Below are 21847 nucleotides of genomic sequence, written 5' to 3'. Positions count from 1 at the left end.
TTTTTCACGCATTCATGGGCATTTCCTCAATTCGATACCTGACACCCCACGATTTCGTGGAACTCAGGTGGGGTGGCTACACTACCAATCATCAAACTGCAAAACCGCTATTTCCGGGTTGTAGCTGTTTGCCAACACAAACTGTTTCGCCACCGCTTGAATTTCGGGATGGTTCGCTTCCCACCTTTCCCATAAAGCCATTTGACCGCGAGGTGGTTTCTTGCCTTTTTTCTTAATAATCTTGGGTAGCAACTTCGTTCCCCAGTGGTTTTTCCTCTCTGGCTTGGGTTTCGGCTGGTACTTTTGACAAAAACCGCGATATTTCCTGGCACATTCATCCAAACTGTTTCCCAAACTCAAAAACGCCGGATGCCATTGAGTTAAACCGTCATCGCTGAGTCGGTCGTAGCTGCCATAATTGCTAAAATCGTAGAAAAATCCCCATTGCATTGCTCCAGCAGCTTTGGGATTGGCATGGATGTAGCGTAGCGTATTCAACGCCCGTCGTCTATCGCTTTTGGCAAAACCTAGGCTATGGTATCGTTTTTCCCACCAAATGTCCGCAGCGATTGAGCATACGATTGAAACACATGGCGGTATACCAGTTCAACCAGTGCATGATTTTGGGTAAGTCTTCTGGCTGTTGCGGTTGGTGCAGATAGTGGATATGGTTGGACATGATACAAAGGGCGTACAACCGAAACCCAAATTTGCTCAAAGCTTTTTTTATAGCGTAAAGCAACACTTGACGGCATTCGTGGTGGGTGAGGCGAAACTCGCGATTGTTGCAGCGAACCGTAATGTGGTAGCAGTAGCCTGCGGGATATAGTTGGCGTGGCATAGATATCGATACTGACCTCACCAGAAGCTAGAGTGGGAAATCACGATCCAATTTTGCACAGGGATTGGCAAAATCAAAACTACCGTGGTTTTTGAAAAATAGCATTCCTAGATAGTTGCCATCTCCACAATCGAATTGGTTGTGTTATTTTAAAATTGGTTTCAGTTAAGTAGAACGCAAGATCGTGGAAACCTGTCGTATCTGCCAGCAAGAATGTACGGACGAGCAGCAGTTTTGCCGCCACTGTGGCTATCCGTTTCCCACAACTCCGAAGCTGGATGACACTTCCCAGTCATCTTCAGAACTTCTATCTCAAAGAGAGACGTGGGAAAGAGACATCTGGCGGAAGTACGAACAATTGCAACAGCAGCAACAGGAACTCTCTCGCAACTATCAGCAGTTGCAGCAAAAATTCGAACAACAGCAGCAGCAAATCACAGAATTACAGCAAGAAAATGCTCGACTTCAGGGTCAATTAGAAACTCAAAATCATTCCCAACCATCGCAGCAACAGTTGGTAGAGCAATTGCGGGAAGTCTTGCAAGAAAATCAGAGTAGCCAACCAGAAGAAAAAATCACCGAACAATACCAAACCTTACAGCAACAAATTAGCCAACTGCAACAACAAATAACCAACTTCCAGCAAGAAAATACGCAACTCCATCAAAAATTAGAATCCCAACTTTTTATCCAACAGCAAAATACCCTCGATGAAGTTCCCCTACAAAGTGCTGTAGGATACGATTATAGGCGATTGCGAGACTTGCTAGCGGCTGGCAAATGGAAACAAGCCGATAAAAAAACAGTTCATGCTATGTTGGCAGTTGCCGGTAGGGAAGAGAAGGGATTTCTCCGTAAAAAAGATATCGATAATTTTCCTTGTGAAGACCTGCAAACCATAGACCGTTTGTGGGTGAAATCGAGTAATGGCAAATTTGGATTCAGCGTCCAAAAACAAATTTATAAAAATTTGGGGGGTACAGATAAGTTTGAAGGAAAAACATGGAGAAAATTTGGCGATACGGTTGGTTGGCGACGGGAAGGAGAATGGAAATCACATGAAAAACTACAATGGTATAAAGCAACCACGCTGCCGAAGGGATATCTCCCCGTGTTAATAAAGTTTCTCTATCCCGATAGGCATGTTTCCGTGTTGAATAAAGTTACTCATGAAAAATTATGGGGGTTGGGGGTCATTTTCTTTTCTCGTGTAGAAACCTGTGAATTATAATATAGCGTTTTCATGAAATTGTAAATGATGCCAGAGGTTAGAGCCATGTTGTTCGTTCCTACATCGTTTAACCGTTTGTTTTTGGTTTGAAAATGGTTAGCAATGCGATCGCTTTGAAACTTGACTGCCACCACCAACTCCGATATGATAGTTCTAAACTAGTCTACTATAAAAATCGGAAGGTTCTAAAAGAAAAGAACAACAAGGCTGGCTAATTTTGAAACAACTCCGCGAAGTATGGTAGCAGTGTAGTTAGTTGGTTTGCAAACAACGAATTTTTATTTTTGTTATTGAAAAACCTTAGGAATGAAAATGAAGTAGTATACTTGTTCCCAAAGCATAGTTTGTTCCTCTAGAGAGTCCTTTATTCACAAAGCAAGTTATGGAAAAATATAAAGAAAACGTAAAAAAGTTCCTGCTTGAATATGAAATCCCAATTTTATGGAAATGGGGAACGGGACTCTGGAGATTCCAAGCCAAACAACAAGTCCATATAGATAACCAAAATAAATATATTTTTATCCATATTCCCAAAACAGCAGGGACTTCTGTTAGGTCTGCCCTTAAAACAGCTGATTTTCCTCATAAATCTGAGGGAACAAGATGGATATATCATAAGCATACGCCTGCTTTAACAATTAAACGGAATATTAGCAACTCTATTTGGGACAGTCACTTCAAATTTGCTTTTGTCCGAAATCCTTGGGATTTAATGGTTTCATCATATTTTTGGTGGTTGAGAAAAGGAAGAAGTTATAAAGAAAGTATTGCTAACAAAGCCAAACAAGTCGAACAATGTTCGGATTTTAAAGAATTTCTTTTGAGCGATTTTGGAAGTACGCATATCAATGAATTTGAAGCGAAAGATTTATCGCATTGGCTTTGCGACGAAAACGGGGAAATTATTGTTGATTTTGTCGGAAAAGTTGAAAATCTAGAACGAGATTTGGAATATGTCTTTAACCAACTGGGTACCTCTTGTCCAAAGTTGAAAGTCAGCAATGCCAGCCAGCGAGATATTTATCAAAAATATTACGATCGCGAAACCAAAGAAAACATAGAAAATCGCTTTAAGTGGACCATTGAAACCTTCAATTACGATTTTTAGCGTAACCTACGCTTTCCCTATTCAGCCGCCGGCAAAGAACAAAGCTGCCTGCCTGTCAGCCAATACGAGGTAATTTTTCCCTTACCTTTCACCGTTACTAAACCTCGTTCTTGAAACACATACTTGCTTCGCAAACGCCGATAGGTACTTTCCGAAACTTGAATGCAGCCAACTTCCCCACATGACTCCATGCGAGATGCTAAATTCACCGCGTCTCCCCACAAATCGTAGATAAATTTCTTTTTCCCAATTACGCCAGCCACCACCGGACCTGTATTGATGCCAACGCGAATGCGGATAGATTGGTGGTATTTGTCATTAAATTCTTCTACAGCATGAAGAAGGTCTAATGCCATTTCTGCTACCGCTTCTGCATGGTCGTTTCTTGGGATTGGCAAACCACCAGCTACCATATAGGCATCGCCGATGGTCTTGATTTTTTCTAAATCGTGTTTGTCGGTTAGGGTGTCAAATTCAGAAAACAAATCGTTGAGAATATCGACCAACATTTCTGCCGGTAACTGTTCCGCAAGTTGGGTAAAATTCACCAAATCGGCAAATAAAATCGTCACTTCGGTAAAACCTTGGGCAATTTTTTGATTTCCCTGTTTTAGACGAGCGGCGATCGCGGCTGGTAAAATATTCAATAGCAATTGTTCCGATCGCTGCTGTTGGGCTGCCAGTTGTTCGTTACTCTCCTGCAATTGCGCCGTACGTTCTCTAACCCGTTTTTCTAACTCCCGGGAAATATGCCGCAACCGTCGAATCACCACCGCAATGCCAGTCACTCCCAAAATCGACAAACCACCCAACATTGCCGATAAACTACGCAATTCTACGTTGGTTTGCGCTACATACGTATCCAACGGTTGCGTCACTTCAAAAATTCCCCGTACATCTCCTACCTGCCAGTCATCTTTTGGCGTTTGCGGGTGAGAATTGTGACACCCTACGCAGCTAGCTTCCATAATATCGGCTTCCGCATATCGCAAAGATTCCCGACCTTGGAAAGTTTCAAACCGATAAAATGGTTGGTCCGGATGCTGCTTTAAATATGCTAGCGCTTCTCGTTCGTAGGTATCTCGCGGTCCTCCCTCTTCCTGCCGCCAAGGAAATGGATAATCGCTATACAAACGCACAACCGTACCTCTTTCCTCGGATGTTAGGTTTTTGCTAAGTTCCATTAAAAATGTGGCTGGCAGGGGCACAGCACCTGCATGTTTGGTATAATCGTGGGTAACGGTTACGTCGAGGTTGGCATCGTTTTCCAATCTGTCAATCGTCTGGGAACTGTAGAGGGTCCGTGCTTCCCGAAGGGATTCCGAATACCAAGCTGCGGTTTCCAACGCTTGCGATTGGATGATATTTTCGGAAAGGCGAGACATGCTGCTGATGGCGACGCCAACGCCGACGCAAAACAAAATCACCAGGATGAGGGTGGTTTGTTTGTACAAAAACTGAGAAATCGCACGAACTGCAGCATCAAATAGTTCGCGCATAAAGTCTCTCCCGCATACGCATAGTATGAATTATATGCGTACTCGTACGGGGATTTTTCCTGCGATTGGGAACTTTGCAACAAAAGTTAATATTTTAGGCGTTTTTAAAAACTTCTATTGTGGGAAGCGTTGTTGCCAAAGAAAGCGGAAGTTGGCGAACCATCCTGGAAACGCGATCGCGCTAAGATTGATAGCCAAGCAAATACTCGCTATGGAGAATAAAATATAGGTTGGTGCCATGACCACGCCGATAGCCAGCCAGGTCCATACGTGAAAAGCCATGGTAACAGCTAGCAGACTGGCAACTCCAAATGCCATCCGCAGGTGTATGGTGGGACGTTGGAAGGCAGCCAATGCGACCGTTGTCAGCGTTGCCAGCAAATTCGCGGGTACGAGAAAGGCGCAAATAGCAATGCAGTTGGTACGCGAAAATTCAAAAATAACAGATAAATCTAGCATAATTATAGTCTAGCACAAACTAAGAAAATAGAGAGTATGGCGGTTTGCTGGGAAAAATTGCAAAATTTCCCTATACCTAGCCAATTTTATCGTTTGCCTTTTCCCTAGGTTTGATGTTCTAAAGAAATTTCTCGTTCTTTCATATAGCTTAACAACCAATTGGCGGCAGTAGCACGTCGCGTTTGTCGGGGACCGAATTCGCCGATTTTATAGCCTTTGAAACCTAGCTGTTCTTTCAATAATTGTTTGTTTTCTTTGGGAATGGAACGGGTGAGTTTGACGGTTGGTTTCCGTTCCCCAATAAAATCGGGAGGTTCTGGATACTCTTCTCGCCATTCTGGTTCGACTTGGCTGCTATCCCACTGTTGGGTTTGGCTGTCGTAGCGGTATCCCAAACAAGACCACACCAGTTCGTTGACCGTGCGATCGCTAATGGTTTCCTCTAAAATAGCCCAAAGAGTATCGGCGTTTAAAGGGGGGAGTTGATTGTTCGCTTCGGAATGGGACATTTTTGGTTCGATCGGATTTTCTTGAAGTATCGAAGGATAGTTGATATCTATTGTTGAATATAACCCCCTGTGGTCCCTCTTGGGAAAAGGGATAGGGAGGGGGCAACTATCAAAAGTTTTAATGGGAACGATGGGATTCCATATAGTTTAACAGCCAATTGGCAGCAATGACGCGCCTGGCTTGAAAGCAGCTGAATTCGCCAAGTTTGTATCCTTTAAATCCCAACTTGCGTTTGACCAACTGGCGGTTTTCTTTGGGAACGGAACGATTTAGTTTTACACTGGGAGGACGAGTGGCGAGGAAATTGGGAGGTTCGGGATAGTCGCGAACCCAATATTCATCCACTTGGGAAGTATCCCAGGTTTGATTTTTCTCATCGTAGCGGTATCCCAAATAGTACCAAATGGTTTGATTGACCGTGTCGTCGTCGATTTCGCGGTTGATAATTGCCCAAATGGTATCTGTGTTTAACGGTGGTCGTTTGGTGGTAAGATTGGCAGTCATAAGCAAACCTCTAGTTGACTTGGTTGGTAGTAAAATCGGCTTGCAGGAACGCTTCGATACGCTGCCAAACGTACTGGTATAAATTGGGATTGTCGCATGAAAACCATTCTATATCTGGTACGGCCCGAAACCAAGTACGCTGGCGTTTGGCAAATTGGCGCGTATGTTCGATGGTGCGTTCCCGCGCTGTCGGTAAATCGATTTCCCCTGCCAGATATTGTTTCATTTCCCCGTATCCTAGGGTATCTAGCAAAGGCAAATCCCGGCCGTATTTCTGGCAAAGATATTCTACCTCCGAAACCAATCCTTGGGCAATCATGCGATCGCTTCTGTGGGCAATCCGCGAGGCTAAGGTTGCCGCATCGCAGTCAATACCAATCTGTAAAATCGGATAATCTGGGGGATTTTCTCCCCGTTGCTGGGAAATGGGAACGCCGGTAACGTACAATACTTCCAACGCGCGCAAGGTCCGAACCGAATCGTTGGCGTGAATTTTGCTTGCTGCTGTGGGGTCAACTTGCTGTAGCATGGCATAGCAGAGGGGTTGTCCCAAAGCCGATAGTTGCGATCGCAAGGTAGGATGGGGAGGCACCCTGGGAATTTTCATCCCCCGAACCACTGCCTTGATATACAATCCCGTACCTCCTACCAACAACAGTGGCAAAGGATTTTGCGGAGAACCTTTTTGCGAAAAGACCGCTATCAGATGGTTAACATATTCTTGATAGGCAGCCACCGTCATGGTTTCGGTGGGGTCGCAAATATCGATGCCGTAGTGGGGAACCTGTTGGCATTCCTCGGCAGTCGGTTTTGCCGTTCCAATGTCAAACTCCCGATACACCTGGCGCGAATCCGCACTGATAATCGCTGTTTGCAGCTGCGATGCCACATCCAGCGCCAGTTTCGATTTTCCCGTTGCCGTAGCGCCGCAAATGACAATGAGTTTTACGTTGCTCACCTACCAGACTCCAGTCCCTTAAAAATTGCGCTTCTACCTAGGATAGAACTAGCAAGAACCCTTTTGTGTTAAAATTTAGGAAGTTTTTGGGTTGGCGAAGAAATTTCAGGGGAAAAATCCCCCAAACAACGGGAGCAATTCACTATGACCAGCAGTTACAGTGCCGAACAAATTCAAGTTCTGGAAGGACTAGAACCGGTTCGCAAACGACCGGGAATGTACATCGGTTCCACCGGTGCGCGCGGACTCCACCATTTAGTATACGAAGTTGTTGATAACTCTGTCGATGAGGCACTGGCTGGGTATTGTACCCACATTGAAGTCGATCTCAACGACGATGGTTCTGTGACGGTAACCGACGATGGTCGGGGAATTCCCACGGAAACCCACTCCCGCACTGGCAAATCGGCTTTGGAAACGGTGATGACAGTTCTCCACGCCGGCGGCAAGTTTGGCGGCGAAGGCTACAAAGTCTCTGGCGGCTTGCATGGCGTTGGTGTTTCTGTGGTTAACGCGCTTTCTGAGTGGGTTCTGGTGAAAGTGAAGCGCAACAATCGGATTTATCGGCAGCGTTACGAACGGGGAATTCCTGTTGGGGAAATGGAAAACCAGCCGTCGCCAGACGACCAAACGGGAACTTCGGTTCAGTTTAAACCCGACCCGCAAATTTTTACTTCGGGAACGGATTTTGATTTTACCACCCTCAGCAACCGCATTCGGGAACTTGCCTATTTGAATGCGGGATTAAAAATTACATTTAGCGATCGCCGCTTTTCCCAGTTAGAAAGCGACGAACCCGTGGTAGAAAGTTATTGCTACACTGGCGGGATTCGCGAATACGTTGCCTATATTAATCGGGAACGCCAACCAATCCACGAAGAAATTATCCACATTCAAAGCGATCGCGATGGCGTCCAGGTAGAGGCAGCGCTACAATGGTGTTCCGATGCCTACACCGACAATCTATTTGGGTTCGCCAACAACATTCGTACCATCGACGGTGGCACCCACATGGAAGGGTTAAAAGCCGTTCTCACCCGGACCACCAACAATATTGCCCGCAAGCGCGGTAAGCTAAAAGAAGGCAGTCCCAACTTGGGTGGCGAACATGTTCGCGAAGGTCTGGCAGGGATTATTTCGGTGAAGGTACCAGACCCAGAATTTGAAGGTCAGACCAAAACCAAGTTAGGCAACCCAGAAGTACGGGGTATCGTCGAATCCGTCATTGGGGAACACCTGCAAGAGTATTTGGAATTTCATCCTAAAATTGCCGATGCGATTTTAGATAAGGCGTTACAGGCTTTCAATGCAGCGGAAGCGGCGCGGCGCGCGCGGGATCTCATTCGCCGCAAGTCGGTTTTGGAATCTTCCACGTTGCCAGGGAAGCTAGCTGATTGCAGTTCCAAAGACCCCAGCGAATCGGAAATTTACATCGTGGAGGGGGATTCCGCCGGTGGCTGTTTCCATCGCGATACGTTGGTGGCGCTAGCCGACGGTCGCCAGCTTAGTTTTGGAGAACTGGTAGCCGAACAAGCGCAAGGAAAAGAACATTTTTGCTATACGGTACGTGACGATGGCAGCATCGGTGTCGAACGGATCTTGCATCCCCGGGTGACGAAAGTCCACGCTGAGGTGGTTCGGGTCACGTTGGATACGGGAGAAACGCTGATTTGTACGCCAGACCATCCCTTTATGTTGGGCGATCGCTCTTACAAACCAGCCGCCGAACTCACCCCCAACGATGCTTTGCTGGGATGGAAAACGCAGCGGTTACCGCAACCGGAATTCGCTGTGGCTGGGGAACAACGCGACCCGGCGATTCCTCCATCGGCTAATATAAAATTACCATCTACCGAACGTCGGGTGGTAGCGGTGGTTTCCCTATCGCAACGCTACGACGTATACGACATTGAAGTTCCCTATACCCACAATTTTGCCCTTGCTAGCGGTGTTTTCGTCCACAACAGTGCTAAGCAAGGACGCGATCGCCGTTTTCAGGCTATTTTACCCCTGAAAGGGAAAATTCTCAACATCGAAAAAACCGATGATGCCAAAATTTATAAAAATAACGAGGTACAGTCATTAATTACCGCCCTCGGTTTGGGTGTCAAAGGAGAAGAATTCGATTTATCTCAATTACGCTACCATCGCATCATCATTATGACGGATGCTGACGTGGATGGCGCTCATATACGTACGCTTTTGCTGACTTTTCTCTATCGCTATCAACGGGCACTCATCGACCAAGGATATGTTTATGTTGCCTGTCCTCCTTTGTATAAAGTAGAACGGGGTCGCAATCACCATTATTGCTACAGCGATAACGAATTAGACGAACACCTGGCGAGTCTCCCCAGCAATGCCAACTATTCTATCCAACGGTTTAAGGGATTGGGGGAAATGATGCCAGAACAGCTGTGGCAAACTACGATGAAGCCGGAATCGCGCCTTTTGAAACGGATTGCCATTGAAGATGCTGCGGAAGCCGATCGCATATTTACTATTTTAATGGGCGATCGCGTTGCCCCCCGGCGGGAATTCATCGAAAAATACGGTTCTAACTTGGATTTAACCGATTTGGATATCTAGTCGCTATCGCAGGGAAGCATGGGAGGAATTTAGAAATTTTCCTCCTCTTCCGACTCTTCTCAAAAATCCTCAGCCTACTCTCATCCCACCCACAGCCACCTCTCAGCCACAGGCGTCACGATAAGAATCAAAGGAGAAAATCTTCTCTTTTCGTTATCTGCCCTTTAGGAGGTTGCAATTATGCGACAATGGATTATGGCTGGTATATTTTCTCTAACCCTGGCAACCTCTTTCCCCGCCGTTGCCAACGCGCAAACCGAAACCAAAACGCAACAATTTTCCCTGAACCCCCATCAATTGGTTTCCCTCGCGCGTCAGGGAACGTTCCGCGAACTTGATATTCCCGGCTACAGCAAATTAATTGCCGGCTATCGTACGAGTAGCATCGAAGCTGAAGACCTCATGCGCGCTGCCATCGAAACCAATCGGCTTTTACCCAATATACTCAGCGATCGCTCTTTTATTTCTGCTGTCGAGTTTGAATTGCAACGACTAGCCCACGATGCCGGAGCCGGTAATTAACCATCTCTGCTTCCCAATCCCCAGAAATTGGTTACCAACCGTAAAAATTTTCCTGAGACCTGCTTCAATTTGGGGATTTCCTCCTGGGGGGTATATATAAGCGCGCGCCTTTCCCATCTTGACATATCAATATTATAAAAAATCATTTTTCACTTGTCAACCCCAATTTCCCCAAAATTGACGGAGACTTTTTTCCGATACGTTTTGCTGCTCGCACAAGTTATAACAGAAATAGCAGATACTGCGTTCTAGGTCGAGACCATGTTAGAATTTCTTTCTCCCACTACCAACGAAGCAGCCACAACGCCACAAGGGCAGGTAGGGGAGTCTGGTTTTGCTTCTCACAGCGCGATCGCTTCTTTGATGCCGCCGCAGCTAACGGAATTTTTTTCCCAAATAGCCGATAGCGCCATAGCAGACAATCTCCCTACCTTTGACGAAACGACCATTGATGCCGATGAATGGTTGGTTCCCCATTCCTTTCCGTCAGCCGAGATCCAATCCCTGGAAACCAGCGCCACCCCTACCAATATCGATCCGATTACTGGGCAACCGGAACCAGGCAACACCCCCGCCGATGCCCGGAATTTGGGGAATTTAACCGGAACCCAGGTACAATCGGACTTTGTTGGCAACAGCGATCGCGATGATTTTTATCGGTTTACTTTAGATAATCCCAAGGATATCACCCTGGAACTCAATGGCATGAGTGCCGATGCCGACCTGGGATTGCTGCGTTCTCCTGATGAAAATAGCCGTTTGCCCTCGGCAGATTTTATTGATATTTCGGTAGAACCGTTTAACAATCCCGAACAAATTACCTATAAAGGATTGCAGCCGGGAACCTATCTGGTACAAGTGCATCAATTCCAGGGAAATACCCCCTACAACCTTACCCTATCTGCCCAACCCACGCAAACAGCCTTTAACAGCGGTTACGGATTTGGCTTGGTCGATGCTGCCGCCGCTGTCAATCGCGCTACCAACGCCCCAGCGCCCTTTTCCGAAGTTCCCGATTTGGGGGGAAATAACGCGCCACGGGATGTGGTGAGAGCGCCAGAAGTTTGGAATCAGGGTATTACCGGTGCCAATACCGTTGTCGCTGTTGTGGATGGCGGGGTTGACTACGACCATATAGACTTGAATGATAATATTTGGCGCAATACTGACGAAATTCCCAATAATGGTATTGATGACGATCGCAATGGCTTTGTAGACGATACCGTGGGTTGGGATTTTGTGGATGGCGATGCTTCCCCCGACGATCCGAACGGTCACGGTACTCACGTAGCTGGTGCGATCGCGGCAGAAAATAATAACATCGGCATTACTGGCGTTGCCCCCGATGCCCAAATTATGCCCGTGCGCGCGGTGGGCAGTCAAGGGGCAGGAAACATTGCCGATATTGTGCGGGGAATCCGCTACGCCGCCGACAATGGTGCTGATGTCATCAATCTCAGCCTGGGCACTCAAATGCCTTCGCCTCTGTCTTCTATGATGTTTCAATCTGCTATAAATTATGCAAGCGATCGCGGTGCGGTTACCGTCATGGCAGCCGGCAACAGCGGTGGCGATATCCCAGCTTCACCAGCCAATTTAGCGGTACAACAAGGTATTGCTGTCGGTGCTACTGATAATAATGGTAATTTAGCTGATTTTTCCAATCGCGCTGGTGCCGTATCGTTAGATTATTTAGCAGCGCCTGGGGTGGAAATTTCTTCTACTCTCCCCAACGATAATTTTGGCAGTTTCAGCGGTACTTCCATGGCAGCGCCCCACGTATCCGGCGCAGCGGCTTTAATCCAAAGTGTCAATCCCCACCTAACGCCAACGCAAGTGGAGGATTTGCTAACGGAAACGGCGCGTTCTAATGTTAAAATTGCCTAGGTTGGATGGAAAATTTAGGGGGATGTGCTGATGTTAGGCGCGATCGCTGGTGATATTATTGGTTCGGTTTACGAATTTAACAATATCAAGAGCAAGGATTTTCCCTTGTTCTCCCAATATTGTGATTTTACCGATGATACCGTTCTTACGGTAGCTGTTGCTGATGCTATTTTAAACGGTGATGCCTACGTTGGCTATTTCAAAAGCTACTTTCATCGTTATCCCAATCGCGGATATGGAGGCAATTTCAGCCGTTGGGGGGTTGCCGACAGTCTCCAACCTTACTACAGTTTTGGCAACGGTTCTGCCATGCGGGTTTCGCCGGTGGGATTTGCTTTTGACAATTTGCAGACGGTTTGCCAAGAAGCAGAACGTACTGCACAAGCAACGCACAACCATCCAGAAGGCATCAAAGGCGCTGTGGCTACGGCGACGGCTATTTTCCTGGCACGTACGGGCAGCAGTACCGATGAAATTCGCTATCACATCGAACAAAGCTTTGGCTACGATTTGAGTCAGTCTTTGGCAAGCATTCGTCCCCACTATTCCTTTGATGTCTCCTGTCAGGGGTCGGTTCCTCAGGCAATGGTGGCTTTTTTGGAATCTACGGATTTTGAGGATGCCATCCGCAATGCTATTTCTTTGGGCGGCGATAGCGATACCATCGCTTGCATTACCGGTGGTATCGCCCATGCTTACTACGGTGGCGTTCCCGATGCGATCGCAGCCTCGGTTTGGCAATATTTGGATAACTCTTTGAAAGAGATAACCAAGCGATTTTTAGCCACCTACGACGGCAAAAACTAATCCAGCAAGTCTTCTTGCATGAGTTTGGCAATGCTGGCGGTTCTTGAAGTGACTTGCAATTTAGCAAAAATCCGACGCATGTAACTGGCTACTGTCCAAGGACTGATGTTTAATTGTTTGGCAATGCATTTGTTGGGCAATCCCTGGGCAACCAAACGCGCGATCGCTCTTTCCCGAGGACTCAAACGAATGGTATTGTGCGATCGCGGTCGGCGGCGTACCAAATAATACTGAGTTCCGTCGATCGTGGAGTCCAAAACAATTTCGTCAATGTTTTCCCGATCTTTGTGCAGAAGGGGAAATTCTTGGGCTGATTCCCCCGATGAAACTGTTTTTTCGGCTTGTTCTACCAGTTGCCTGAACATTTCCTGGGCAAGCATAGTTTGTCTCCTAGTTGCAATTGCATAGGACGGTGTCTCCGTACTTACCCTGACGGCTTTTTTGGTCGTTGGTGGCGATCGCGAGGAGACCGCCAGCGACCCAACCAGAACGAGTTACTGTTCTAGTTTCTTTATAGGAACTTCTGGAGCAAAACAGCAATTTCCGCAGACAGAAAAAAAATTGACCCGCTTTGTTCTTTACCATCAGAGAAAATACTTAGACTTCCCTCCGCCAAACGCTCTGAAAATGGCAATTGGACACTTACCATATAGCCAGTCGCACGACTGTCCCATCCCATCTGTCTCTACACCAACGTTCTAGCAGAAAGATAGTCTCTTGACAAACGGAAAAAATCGTTGTACACTATCTCTATACGCTAAAGACAACTTCATCAAAAATTAGGTGCAAAGAAAAATTTTTCTCACTGCCCGAGGAAGGGGAAAGTTTCGTTTTTGAGAATCTTTCGCTCAAACATCTAACCTGGGCAAAAATAGTTTTTTCTTGCAGGTATGTAGAGTACGGAAAAAGAGTTGACTGCCAGCTAGAAAACCAATATAGAGGATGGCGATCGAAAAAATACTGTACTCAATCAACTTGCAATCAAATACGCGATCGCTTCAAAAAACTTAACAACCTACATGCCGCTGTTCGATATCTATCCTCAACCGACTTTGGCTTTGAACTCCCAGAATGGGGAAAGTGAATTTTTTTGATGACTGGGGATTGATTTTGGGAAATTTTTGACGTATACTTTAGATAATGGGAATAGTGTCTTTTTTTCTGAAAATCGCCACTACTCCCATTATTTAGATAGCGTCTACTAATAAAATACCATATTTGGGGCGATAGTGGGAAAAAATTTCACTTTTTTCTTTCGTTTCTCAAAGACCAAGCCACAGTCTTTCCAAAAAGGGTTAATTTTCGGAAAACTCCATCATGCCAAATCCGTCTGCGAAGACCCGATAAATCCCCCAAGCTAAGGCGAAAACTTCTTGTGGTTTTCCCCTCCTCCCACTCCTCCCACTCCTCCCCCTCCTCCCACTCACCGCAAAGACCCAAGAAAGAACCCGCCCGCCCATTTTTTTGTCAATTTGTCAATACCGCAAAAACCGCCCAAACCGCCAAACCATGTAAAGAATAGCTTTCGCGAACTTGACCATCGGCGGTGAGAACGGCTGGGGTACGAAACTGCCATCCTCCCTCGTAGATGCGTTGGACCATCGCTTCGCCCAGGTGAAAGCCTGATTCGCTACGCTGGTTTTGTACCATCAAAGCAGCCAATCCCCAGGTGATACCTGTAGATCCTTCTACACCAGCTGCATCGGTTTGCTTCTCAGAAACTGTATTTTCTGCAAAGTGACTGGCTATGCTGGGAGAATCTTGCTTGTTGGTAGCTTTCACCAAGCAGGTTTGGTAAATGGTGTCGAGGGCGGTTATCAAGCGATCGCGCGGTATAATATCCGGCAAACCCAGCAATTGGGTAAAAAACGGTCCCCACAGTTGGTCGGCAACCACCACATCGGTTTCGCTGTTGTTATTGGCACGATAGTAGCGACCGTTCCAAAGTTTTTCTTGGTAGACCTGAGTTGCTGTTTCCAGCCATTGTTGGTATTTGGTAATGGCCGCTTGCGGGTCTGGTTCTATATCGATTTGAAATTCTAATAGTTCCTGACCCATCGCGATCGCAGCTTCCAAAGCCGCCAACCACAAACCACCGCCATAGGCAGTTATTCCCCCAGGTTCGGGCATGCCATCCCCATCAGCATCCAACTGTTTGGCATAGTCCAGGGTTTGTACAACCCCAGGCCAGCATTCTTGCAAAAAATCCCCATCTGTGCTAGCCGTTAATAGATAATCCCGATAAACCTGCAAAGGAAAAAGACTGGATAACGATAAATCGGTTTGCCCGTTGCCCCCGCCAGTATAGTTGGTTTCCTCGATGGGATGTTCCCCAGGATATCCCAAATCACGGGGAGTGGCACCGGGATGCTTGCGAATACTGGGATTTGGTTGGGAATAATTCTCATTTATCTCCGCTTCCCGCGCATCGGCTTTGGGAATGGAATGGGCAAACGCTAGCATCACGGATTTTTCCAGTTCCGGCCACAGCAGCAATAAAGCAAAAGAACCGTACAATCGGTCATCCAAGCTTTCGTAGTATGGGGAATCCCAGCTTGCCAATACGCCAAACCGACCGAAAGGATATTCGTTTTCCATGGCACTCCAGAACGTACCGCCAGTCGCTAGCAGGTACAGTTCGTTAAATAGCGCCATTTTGATGCTATCGGGGAGGTCGGGATGGTCGAGAATGGGTTGCTGCCAGGCTTGGATTTTTTGCCGCCAATCTTGGTGGTGTTTTAAAACCGTACGTATCACCGACCAAGCTTGATTGCCATTGCGACCGAAAAAATCGGTATAGCGGCGGTAGTAGGTGTGACCATTGCCAAAGGAACGGGTGGGAAAATCCCAAGCGAGAAAAAAAGGAATGGTACGGGTTTTGCCGGGTCGCAAGGTAAATCGAACGGCAAGGGCAACGGCAATTTGTTCGTCTTCGGTGGCTGGTTCTTCGTTTTCGATATCGTTTAAAGACCCATCCCGGACAAAGGGGTCCCAAATTTCGCTGCCGTCTCCGGTGGGATGCCAGCGGGTATGGTAAAAAACTTCTACGGCAGGATTGTCTACGGTAGCGATCGCCCATTGCCCGTCTCCAGACCCCACATCGCCGACTTTCACGCGACTCATGACGCAGCCGAGGCGATGGAAATCTTCCACCAACCGGTTGTAGTTGCCCCGCCTGGACTCGCCAGCTTCTGTGGCGGTACCAATGGTATTTTGCCAGCTCATTAACAGGCTAACGGTAATGGGGCGATCGCTGGGATTGTGGGCGACCCAGGAAAAAACGGCAGTGGGATAGCTGGTTTCCTGGTAGTTCCCCGCCCAAATGGGAGAAAATTGCTCGCAATAGAGGGAAGTTGCCAGCACTCCCTCATATTCGTACCAACTCCGCGGGTATAACACCCGGTAGGTGCTCGTACTACCAGCATCTTTTGTTTTTTGGGGATACCACTGCCAAGCCGACAAACGCCCATCAGCGGGAGGGGCTGCAGACAAAGCATAAGCGTGGCGGCGTTCCCCCGTATCCTCAAACACCGCAAACTGACAGCCGGGCAAAGATTGCCATTGGGGAATTGGGCGGTCAAATGGGCACCAGCGAAAATCCCCATGTGGGGAACGTTGCAAACAGCCAGACCCAAAGCCCCCCAAGGGCATGCCGCCTTCTGCACCTGGATGGGGGGAAGTAGAGGAAGAAGCTGTATAAAGGTCGTCCCAATCTAGACCTATGGGACGACGCCAAGAATAGGGAGGAAAGTTGGCTGGCATAGCGAACGGATAGGTAGAGGCACTGTTAGCACGCTGGCGAGATTCGGACGACTCCCCTCGCGATCGCAGCTAGAAGTTCCACAGCGGCGATCCTCCCTGCATCAATTTTTGCTTTTTGATTCCGCTTTCTTGGGACTCAGCATCATCATCATGCTGCGACCTTCCCGTTTGGGTCTTTGCTGGATTTCAGCCACCTCTTCTAAGTCTCCTGCCAAGCGTTCGAGCAGTTCTTTGGCTAGATTGGTGTGCTGAATTTCGCGCCCCCGGAACATCACCGTGGCTTTGACTTTGTCGCCATCTTTCAGGAAGCGTTGGGCTTGATTGAGGCGCACTTTATAGTCGTGTTCCTCAATCTGATAGCGCATCTTCACTTCCTTAACTTCTGCCGCGTGTTGCTTTTTCTTGGCTTCCCGCGCCCGTTTTTCCTGTTCAAATTTGTACTTGCCGTAGTCCATGACCCGGCAAACGGGGGGGTCGGCTTTATCGCTAACCAACACCAGGTCGAGTTCTTTTTCAGACGCGATCGCCACGGCATCCCGGGTAGACATAACCCCGAGTTGCTCGCCGTCGGTGTCGATCACTCGTACCTTGGGATAGGAGATGTTTTGATTGATTTGAGGTAGATTGCGCTTGTTGGATTTTTTTGGACTCACGGTAATAAAGCTAAGCGATCGGTGCCTCGTCTTTAAAAAAACGGGGGTGAATCGGCTAACAACCAGCCTTCAGATATCGGTTGGCATCGAGGTAGGTATCCCACTTGGGGCATCCCCTCCCCCACCGTTATCGATGGTTGGGCTGTCAGTAGACCGATTGAATACTATACTATCAAGACTTCACCTGCCATTTTAATCAGAATACCAAGATTTCAACAGGTGTTTGGCCGGAAAATATGATGAAGTTTTGTTATTGATGCCTGCTGTTGGGTCAATGGGGGGACCGTTGCCAGGGGGAATACCCCCCATTGCCCCAGGGCGATCGCCGTCCTGCCAATTAGACGGTCATAATCTCATCTTCTTTTTCTTTCAGCATATCATCAATTTTGCTGATGTATTTATCCGTCAGCTTTTGGATTTTTTCCTGGTTATCCCGGGAATCATCCTGGGAGATATCCCCATTCTTTTCCCGCTTACGGGTTTCTTCAACGGCATCGCGGCGTACGTTGCGGATAGAAACGCGCCCCTCCTCCGCATATTTGCTGGCTAATTTCACAAATTCTTGGCGGCGTTCGTTGGTCAGCGGTGGAATATTGAGGCGCACGACCTTACCGTCGTTGTTGGGGGTTAGCCCCAAATCGGAAATGGAAATGGCTTTTTCAATAGCACTTAGGGTGCTGGGGTCAAACGGCTGAATGGTAATCGTAGTCGCATCCGGCGCGCTAATATTGGCCAGTGCCTTTAGAGGTGTAGCGCTACCGTAGTAATCCACCGTTACCTTATCCAGCAATGACGGGTTGGCCCGACCCGTGCGAATGGTATTAAAAGCTCTTTGCGTTGCCTCTACGGCTTTTTTCATAGAACTTTCAACTTCAGATAACTTCACAGTAACCTCCTACGATGGTTCCTACAGACTCTCCCATAACCGCTCGGTGAATGTTGCCTTGCACCGAGAGGTCGAATACCACAATCGGAATATTGTTTTCCTTGCACAACGCGATCGCCGTACTATCCATCACCCGCAGGTCGTTGGTGAGGACGTGGCTGTAATTCAAACTTTGGTACCTTCGGGCATTGGGGTCCACGAACGGATCGGCATCGTACACCCCATCCACCTTCGTGGCTTTGAAAATCACTTCCGCATCCACTTCCGCAGCACGCAAAGCCGCTGTGGTATCGGTGGTAAAAAACGGATTCCCCGAACCCGCCGCACAGATCACCACCCGACCCTTCTCTAGATGGCGAACCGCGCGACGCCGAATGTAAGGTTCCGCCACTTCTTGCATGGCGATCGCAGATTGTACGCGGGTGGGAACGCCAATTTGTTCCAGGGCATCCTGCAGGGTCAAAGCATTCATCACGGTGGCAATCATGCCGATGTAATCAGCCGTTACCCGATCCATGCCAGCCGCCGCCGCCCTGACCCCGCGAAAGATATTGCCGCCGCCAACTACGATGGTAACTTGTACGCCTTCAGCCACCACATTGGCCACCTCCTGGGCGACGGCTTGGACGACTTGGGAATCGATCCCGTAGCCCATATCTCCCATGATGGCTTCCCCACTAATCTTTAATAATATCCGCTGATATACTTTCCCCATTCGATAAATATTTGCAACTCTAATAACCTCCCCCCATACGATAGCAGCACAAAGTCAATTTGCCACTATATTTCTGGGGGGATTCGTACAGCTGCCTTGCTTGGACACTGGCGGTCCCATCCCTGCTTTAGGTGTTTGTTTCCCCCCGCCATACAATGGCACTGCCAATGGCTTCTGTCTGGGGAGGGTCTACTGGCTGTGCCGCCATCACCCGGGTCACCGCATCTTGTAGGTAATTGTGCGTGACCCCCGCCGGGGTATCGGCGCAATCATCAATAGCCCCTTTGTAACACAACACCCCTTCTCGATTGACCAAAAAAACCTCCGGTGTTTTGCTAGCCCCAAAGCATTTGGCCACATCTTGGTTCACATCCCGCAGGTAGGGAAAATTGAGCTGCTGCTGTTCGGCAAAGGTGCGCATGTGTTCGAGACTTTCTTCTGGGGCTTGCAGGGTATCGTTGGCATTAATACCAATCGCTGCCAAACCGCTTTCTTGCCAGTCAGCCTGCAATTGTTTGAGTCGCTGCAAGTACGATTGCACGTAGGGACATTGATTGCTTAAAAAGACAACCACCACGGCTTGATAAATTTCCAAATATTTGGAAAGGTGATGCACTTGCGTATCCGTACCGGGTAGCTCAAAATCCGGCGCATAGCTACCGATGGGCGTACCCCTCATTTCTATTACGCTCATTGTTCTGTATCTATAAAATGGGCTTAACAAATTCGCAACTTCCTTAAACGAGCCACTGGGCAGCCAGCGCTTTATAGCCAATGACTTTGTAAAGAAGTTTGGCCGCCGTATACTGAGACACCACAGAATCCATGACGGGGGCTAACTCCATAATGTCACAACCCAGCACTTCGTGGGCAGCAAAAATGCGCCCCAGGAAAGCTGTGGTCTGATACCAGGTCAATCCCCCCGGATCGGGCGTTCCCACACCAGGCATAAAACTGGGGTCGAGACCATCTAAATCGATGGTAACAAAGACCTTTTCTGTGGAAATGGCTGCCAAAGCACGTTCTATCCAGTGGGCGTCGGCGGCAAGGTCTCGCCCCCAAATCACTGGCAGCTGTCGGTCTTTGATGAAATCGGCTTCTTCTTTACACAAATGGCGAATCCCCACATGCAGGGTGGGCACCCCCATATCCACCACGTGGCGCATGACGCAGGCGTGGTTGTTCTCCGAACCTTCGTATTCTGGGCGTAAATCCGCATGGGCATCGATTTGCACCACGGTGAAGGGTTCGTTGGGAGAAACTTGGCGGTAGGCTTGTACCACGCCCCTGGTAATGCTGTGTTCGCCACCAATGGCTACGACAAATTTGCCGTCGGCTACCAACCGAGCCACCTTTTCTTGGGTAGCGGCTACCATGCTTTCTGGAGAGATGGTTTGCCCGGCGCGAGTATCGGCGAGGGCGGCGGTGGTATGGATGCCCACCGGCCAACAGATTTCGCAGTCGAATTCGTCGTCGTAATATTCCAACTGGTCGGAGGCTTCTAACAAGCTGGCAGGTCCGTCCTGGCACCCCCGGCGGTAGGTGGTGGTAGCTTCAAACGGAACCGGCAAAACCACAACTTTGGCTTGCTGGTAGGGAACTTGCACTTCGCTACCAATAAAAGGCAACAGCGATCGCTGGGTCGCCGGTGCCATGCTGGAATCTGTTATAGTAGAGCGGGCAGTATCGGTCATGGGTGGCAATATCGCTGCAGAACACTATTTCTAACCAAGTTTGGGGATTGCTTGGCACCCAATGCTTGGGAATTTCCCATTCCCTACGGGTGGCAAGATCGAGCGCTATATTTAGAATTCCCCTAATTTGGCGATTTTATCGGTTTCCATCTCGGCAAAACCATGGAAAGTGCCGGTAATTTTCCCTTTTCAATGGCAAATTTTCTAGGATTTATCCTCCATGGAACCTGCTATTCAAGCCACTGCTGAAAATTCTCCAGTTCGCTCTCTCACCATCTCGGACGATAGCATATCCGGTAGCGAGCAAGCGGACCGAATTGTCGCTTTGGGGGGCATCGATGCGATCGCTGGTCTTGGTGGTCACGACTGGCTGGCTGGCAACACCCAAAATGACGTTCTCAATGGCAACCAGGGCAACGATACCCTCTACGGCGGTCAAGATGACGATCGTCTCTACGGCGGTGATGGGGATGATTGGCTGTTGGGGAATTTAGGGGTTGATGTTCTGATAGGCGATCGCGGTAGCGATTCTCTCGCCGGTGGCAGCGAAAACGATTCTTTATTTGGCAACACCCAAGCCGACGTTCTCAACGGCAACCAGGGCAGCGATACCCTCTACGGCGGTCAAGATGACGATACCCTCCATGGTGGGGCTGATAGCGATCGCCTCTTTGGCGACATGGGGGCTGACGAACTCTACGGCGATGCCGGTACGGATACCCTAACTGGCGGCAGCGGTCGCGATCGATTCGTTTTGTCGGAAGCAAGTGGCGGTTTTGAAGCGGCCACTGCGGATGTCATTACCGATTTTACCGATGAAGTGGACTTTTTCCAGTTGGAAGGCGGTTTGAGCTTCAATCAGTTGGAAGTGACCGCCGGAACCGGAGAATTGTCAGGCGATACGGTGATTCGCGAGTTGGGGCGCGGTCGGTATTTAGCCGTTGTATCGGGAATCGACCCCAGTGCCATTACCAGTACCGATTTTGAAGCCACCACCCCCACTGAAGAAGGAGAAAGTACAGTTTCCTTTGCTCAAGAAACGGTGCAAGTTGACGAAAATGCTGGCAATGCCACCGTCACGGTAGAACGCAGTGGCGACCCCATTAGCGAGGTCGTTGTTAACTACAACACCGGTTCTGGCGGTACAGCTACTGCCGGCAGCGACTTTCAAGCAGTCTCCGGTAGTTTGACTCTAGACGTTGGTGAAAGTAGTGCCACCTTC

At 48.4% G+C, this 21847-nt stretch carries 18 protein-coding genes and 1 pseudogene; 6 read left to right on the top strand and 13 right to left on the bottom strand.

All coding sequences use genetic code 11. From position 1 onward, the window contains the following. Positions 1-81 precede the first annotated feature (81 nt). Positions 82-841: pseudogene (locus AS151_RS23025) on the bottom strand (transposase). A 184-nt stretch (positions 842-1025) separates the two neighbouring features. On the opposite strand from AS151_RS23025, the gene AS151_RS21285 reads away from it, so the two are divergent. Together AS151_RS21285 and AS151_RS03550 are read left to right on the top strand one after the other, a co-directional pair. Then, positions 1026-2072: a GUN4 domain-containing protein gene (locus tag AS151_RS21285; RefSeq protein WP_244532846.1), complete on the top strand. Its 1047-nt coding sequence runs from the start codon at positions 1026-1028 to the stop codon at positions 2070-2072. Positions 2073-2454: 382 nt separating this feature from the next. Continuing rightward, entirely contained in the window at positions 2455-3180 is a 726-nt protein-coding gene (locus tag AS151_RS03550) for a sulfotransferase family 2 domain-containing protein (RefSeq protein ID WP_071515688.1), read from the top strand. A 17-nt stretch (positions 3181-3197) separates the two neighbouring features. On the opposite strand, the gene AS151_RS03545 is transcribed toward AS151_RS03550, so the two are convergent. The 5 genes from AS151_RS03545 to miaA all read right to left on the bottom strand — a co-directional run bounded on the left by AS151_RS03545 (position 3198) and on the right by miaA (position 7110). Next, positions 3198-4679, bottom strand: a complete 1482-nt coding sequence (locus AS151_RS03545) for an adenylate/guanylate cyclase domain-containing protein (RefSeq protein WP_071515687.1) — start codon at positions 4677-4679, stop codon at positions 3198-3200. Positions 4680-4793: 114 nt separating this feature from the next. Then, positions 4794-5138 carry a hypothetical protein gene (locus AS151_RS03540; RefSeq protein ID WP_071515686.1) on the bottom strand — a complete coding sequence of 115 codons (345 nt, stop codon included), beginning with the start codon at positions 5136-5138 and terminating at the stop codon, positions 4794-4796. A 104-nt stretch (positions 5139-5242) separates the two neighbouring features. Then, positions 5243-5647 carry a DUF1823 family protein gene (locus AS151_RS03535; protein ID WP_071515685.1) on the bottom strand — a complete coding sequence of 135 codons (405 nt, stop codon included), beginning with the start codon at positions 5645-5647 and terminating at the stop codon, positions 5243-5245. A gap of 118 nt (positions 5648-5765) precedes the next feature. Further along, positions 5766-6152, bottom strand: a complete 387-nt coding sequence (locus AS151_RS03530; protein ID WP_071515684.1) for a DUF1823 family protein — start codon at positions 6150-6152, stop codon at positions 5766-5768. A gap of 10 nt (positions 6153-6162) precedes the next feature. Continuing rightward, a complete protein-coding gene (gene miaA, locus AS151_RS03525; protein ID WP_071515683.1) occupies positions 6163-7110 on the bottom strand; it encodes a tRNA (adenosine(37)-N6)-dimethylallyltransferase MiaA in 948 nt (315 codons plus the stop codon). Between the two features lie 144 nt (positions 7111-7254). On the opposite strand from miaA, the gene gyrB reads away from it, so the two are divergent. The 4 genes from gyrB to AS151_RS03505 all read left to right on the top strand — a co-directional run bounded on the left by gyrB (position 7255) and on the right by AS151_RS03505 (position 12915). Next, on the top strand, positions 7255-9699 hold the full coding sequence (gene gyrB, locus AS151_RS03520) for a DNA topoisomerase (ATP-hydrolyzing) subunit B (protein ID WP_071515682.1): 2445 nt from the start codon (positions 7255-7257) through the stop codon (positions 9697-9699). Positions 9700-9879: 180 nt separating this feature from the next. Continuing rightward, complete coding sequence (locus AS151_RS03515) at positions 9880-10221, top strand: hypothetical protein (protein WP_071515681.1); 342 nt, start codon at positions 9880-9882, stop codon at positions 10219-10221. Between the two features lie 261 nt (positions 10222-10482). Beyond that, positions 10483-12108 (top strand): S8 family serine peptidase, encoded by a 1626-nt coding sequence (locus AS151_RS03510; RefSeq protein ID WP_071515680.1) that lies wholly within the window; start codon positions 10483-10485, stop codon positions 12106-12108. Between the two features lie 30 nt (positions 12109-12138). Beyond that, positions 12139-12915: an ADP-ribosylglycohydrolase family protein gene (locus AS151_RS03505; RefSeq protein WP_071515679.1), complete on the top strand. Its 777-nt coding sequence runs from the start codon at positions 12139-12141 to the stop codon at positions 12913-12915. On the opposite strand, the gene AS151_RS03500 is transcribed toward AS151_RS03505, so the two are convergent. The 7 genes from AS151_RS03500 to speB form a co-directional block, all read right to left on the bottom strand. Next, positions 12912-13295 carry a LuxR C-terminal-related transcriptional regulator gene (locus AS151_RS03500; RefSeq protein ID WP_071515678.1) on the bottom strand — a complete coding sequence of 128 codons (384 nt, stop codon included), beginning with the start codon at positions 13293-13295 and terminating at the stop codon, positions 12912-12914. The genes AS151_RS03505 and AS151_RS03500 overlap by 4 nt on opposite strands. A 1087-nt stretch (positions 13296-14382) precedes the next feature. Continuing rightward, entirely contained in the window at positions 14383-16677 is a 2295-nt protein-coding gene (locus AS151_RS03495) for a GH116 family glycosyl-hydrolase (protein WP_071515677.1), read from the bottom strand. Between the two features lie 101 nt (positions 16678-16778). Next, positions 16779-17336 carry a translation initiation factor IF-3 gene (gene infC, locus AS151_RS03490; protein WP_071515676.1) on the bottom strand — a complete coding sequence of 186 codons (558 nt, stop codon included), beginning with the start codon at positions 17334-17336 and terminating at the stop codon, positions 16779-16781. Between the two features lie 331 nt (positions 17337-17667). Then, on the bottom strand, positions 17668-18216 hold the full coding sequence (frr, locus tag AS151_RS03485; protein ID WP_071515675.1) for a ribosome recycling factor: 549 nt from the start codon (positions 18214-18216) through the stop codon (positions 17668-17670). After that, positions 18203-18931 (bottom strand): UMP kinase, encoded by a 729-nt coding sequence (pyrH, locus tag AS151_RS03480; RefSeq protein ID WP_071515674.1) that lies wholly within the window; start codon positions 18929-18931, stop codon positions 18203-18205. The genes frr and pyrH overlap by 14 nt, the downstream gene beginning before the upstream one ends. A gap of 127 nt (positions 18932-19058) precedes the next feature. Next, positions 19059-19625, bottom strand: a complete 567-nt coding sequence (locus AS151_RS03475; RefSeq protein ID WP_071515673.1) for a thioredoxin family protein — start codon at positions 19623-19625, stop codon at positions 19059-19061. 43 nt (positions 19626-19668) lie between these two features. Then, a complete protein-coding gene (speB, locus tag AS151_RS03470; protein WP_244532842.1) occupies positions 19669-20625 on the bottom strand; it encodes an agmatinase in 957 nt (318 codons plus the stop codon). Positions 20626-21847: the final 1222 nt, after the last annotated feature.

It is taken from the genome of Geitlerinema sp. PCC 9228, assembly GCF_001870905.1.
Classification (GTDB): Bacteria; Cyanobacteriota; Cyanobacteriia; order Cyanobacteriales; family PCC-9228; genus PCC-9228.
Note: the sequence above shows the minus strand (reverse complement) of the source record. Positions and strands in the feature narration are given on the sequence as shown.

Excerpts from the sequence above, each read along its gene's own strand:
- AS151_RS03500 (WP_071515678.1), bottom strand. The coding sequence starts at position 13,295 with ATGCTTGCCCAGGAAATGTTCAGGCAACTGGTAGAACAAGCCGAAAAA.
- pyrH (WP_071515674.1), bottom strand. The coding sequence starts at position 18,931 with ATGGGGAAAGTATATCAGCGGATATTATTAAAGATTAGTGGGGAAGCC.
- AS151_RS03495 (WP_071515677.1), bottom strand. The coding sequence starts at position 16,677 with ATGCCAGCCAACTTTCCTCCCTATTCTTGGCGTCGTCCCATAGGTCTA.
- AS151_RS03515 (WP_071515681.1), top strand. The coding sequence starts at position 9,880 with ATGCGACAATGGATTATGGCTGGTATATTTTCTCTAACCCTGGCAACC.
- AS151_RS03530 (WP_071515684.1), bottom strand. The coding sequence starts at position 6,152 with ATGACTGCCAATCTTACCACCAAACGACCACCGTTAAACACAGATACC.
- AS151_RS03475 (WP_071515673.1), bottom strand. The coding sequence starts at position 19,625 with ATGAGCGTAATAGAAATGAGGGGTACGCCCATCGGTAGCTATGCGCCG.
- gyrB (WP_071515682.1), top strand. The coding sequence starts at position 7,255 with ATGACCAGCAGTTACAGTGCCGAACAAATTCAAGTTCTGGAAGGACTA.
- AS151_RS03505 (WP_071515679.1), top strand. The coding sequence starts at position 12,139 with ATGTTAGGCGCGATCGCTGGTGATATTATTGGTTCGGTTTACGAATTT.
- speB (WP_244532842.1), bottom strand. The coding sequence starts at position 20,625 with ATGACCGATACTGCCCGCTCTACTATAACAGATTCCAGCATGGCACCG.
- AS151_RS03535 (WP_071515685.1), bottom strand. The coding sequence starts at position 5,647 with ATGTCCCATTCCGAAGCGAACAATCAACTCCCCCCTTTAAACGCCGAT.
- AS151_RS03510 (WP_071515680.1), top strand. The coding sequence starts at position 10,483 with ATGTTAGAATTTCTTTCTCCCACTACCAACGAAGCAGCCACAACGCCA.
- AS151_RS03545 (WP_071515687.1), bottom strand. The coding sequence starts at position 4,679 with ATGCGCGAACTATTTGATGCTGCAGTTCGTGCGATTTCTCAGTTTTTG.
- AS151_RS03550 (WP_071515688.1), top strand. The coding sequence starts at position 2,455 with ATGGAAAAATATAAAGAAAACGTAAAAAAGTTCCTGCTTGAATATGAA.
- AS151_RS03540 (WP_071515686.1), bottom strand. The coding sequence starts at position 5,138 with ATGCTAGATTTATCTGTTATTTTTGAATTTTCGCGTACCAACTGCATT.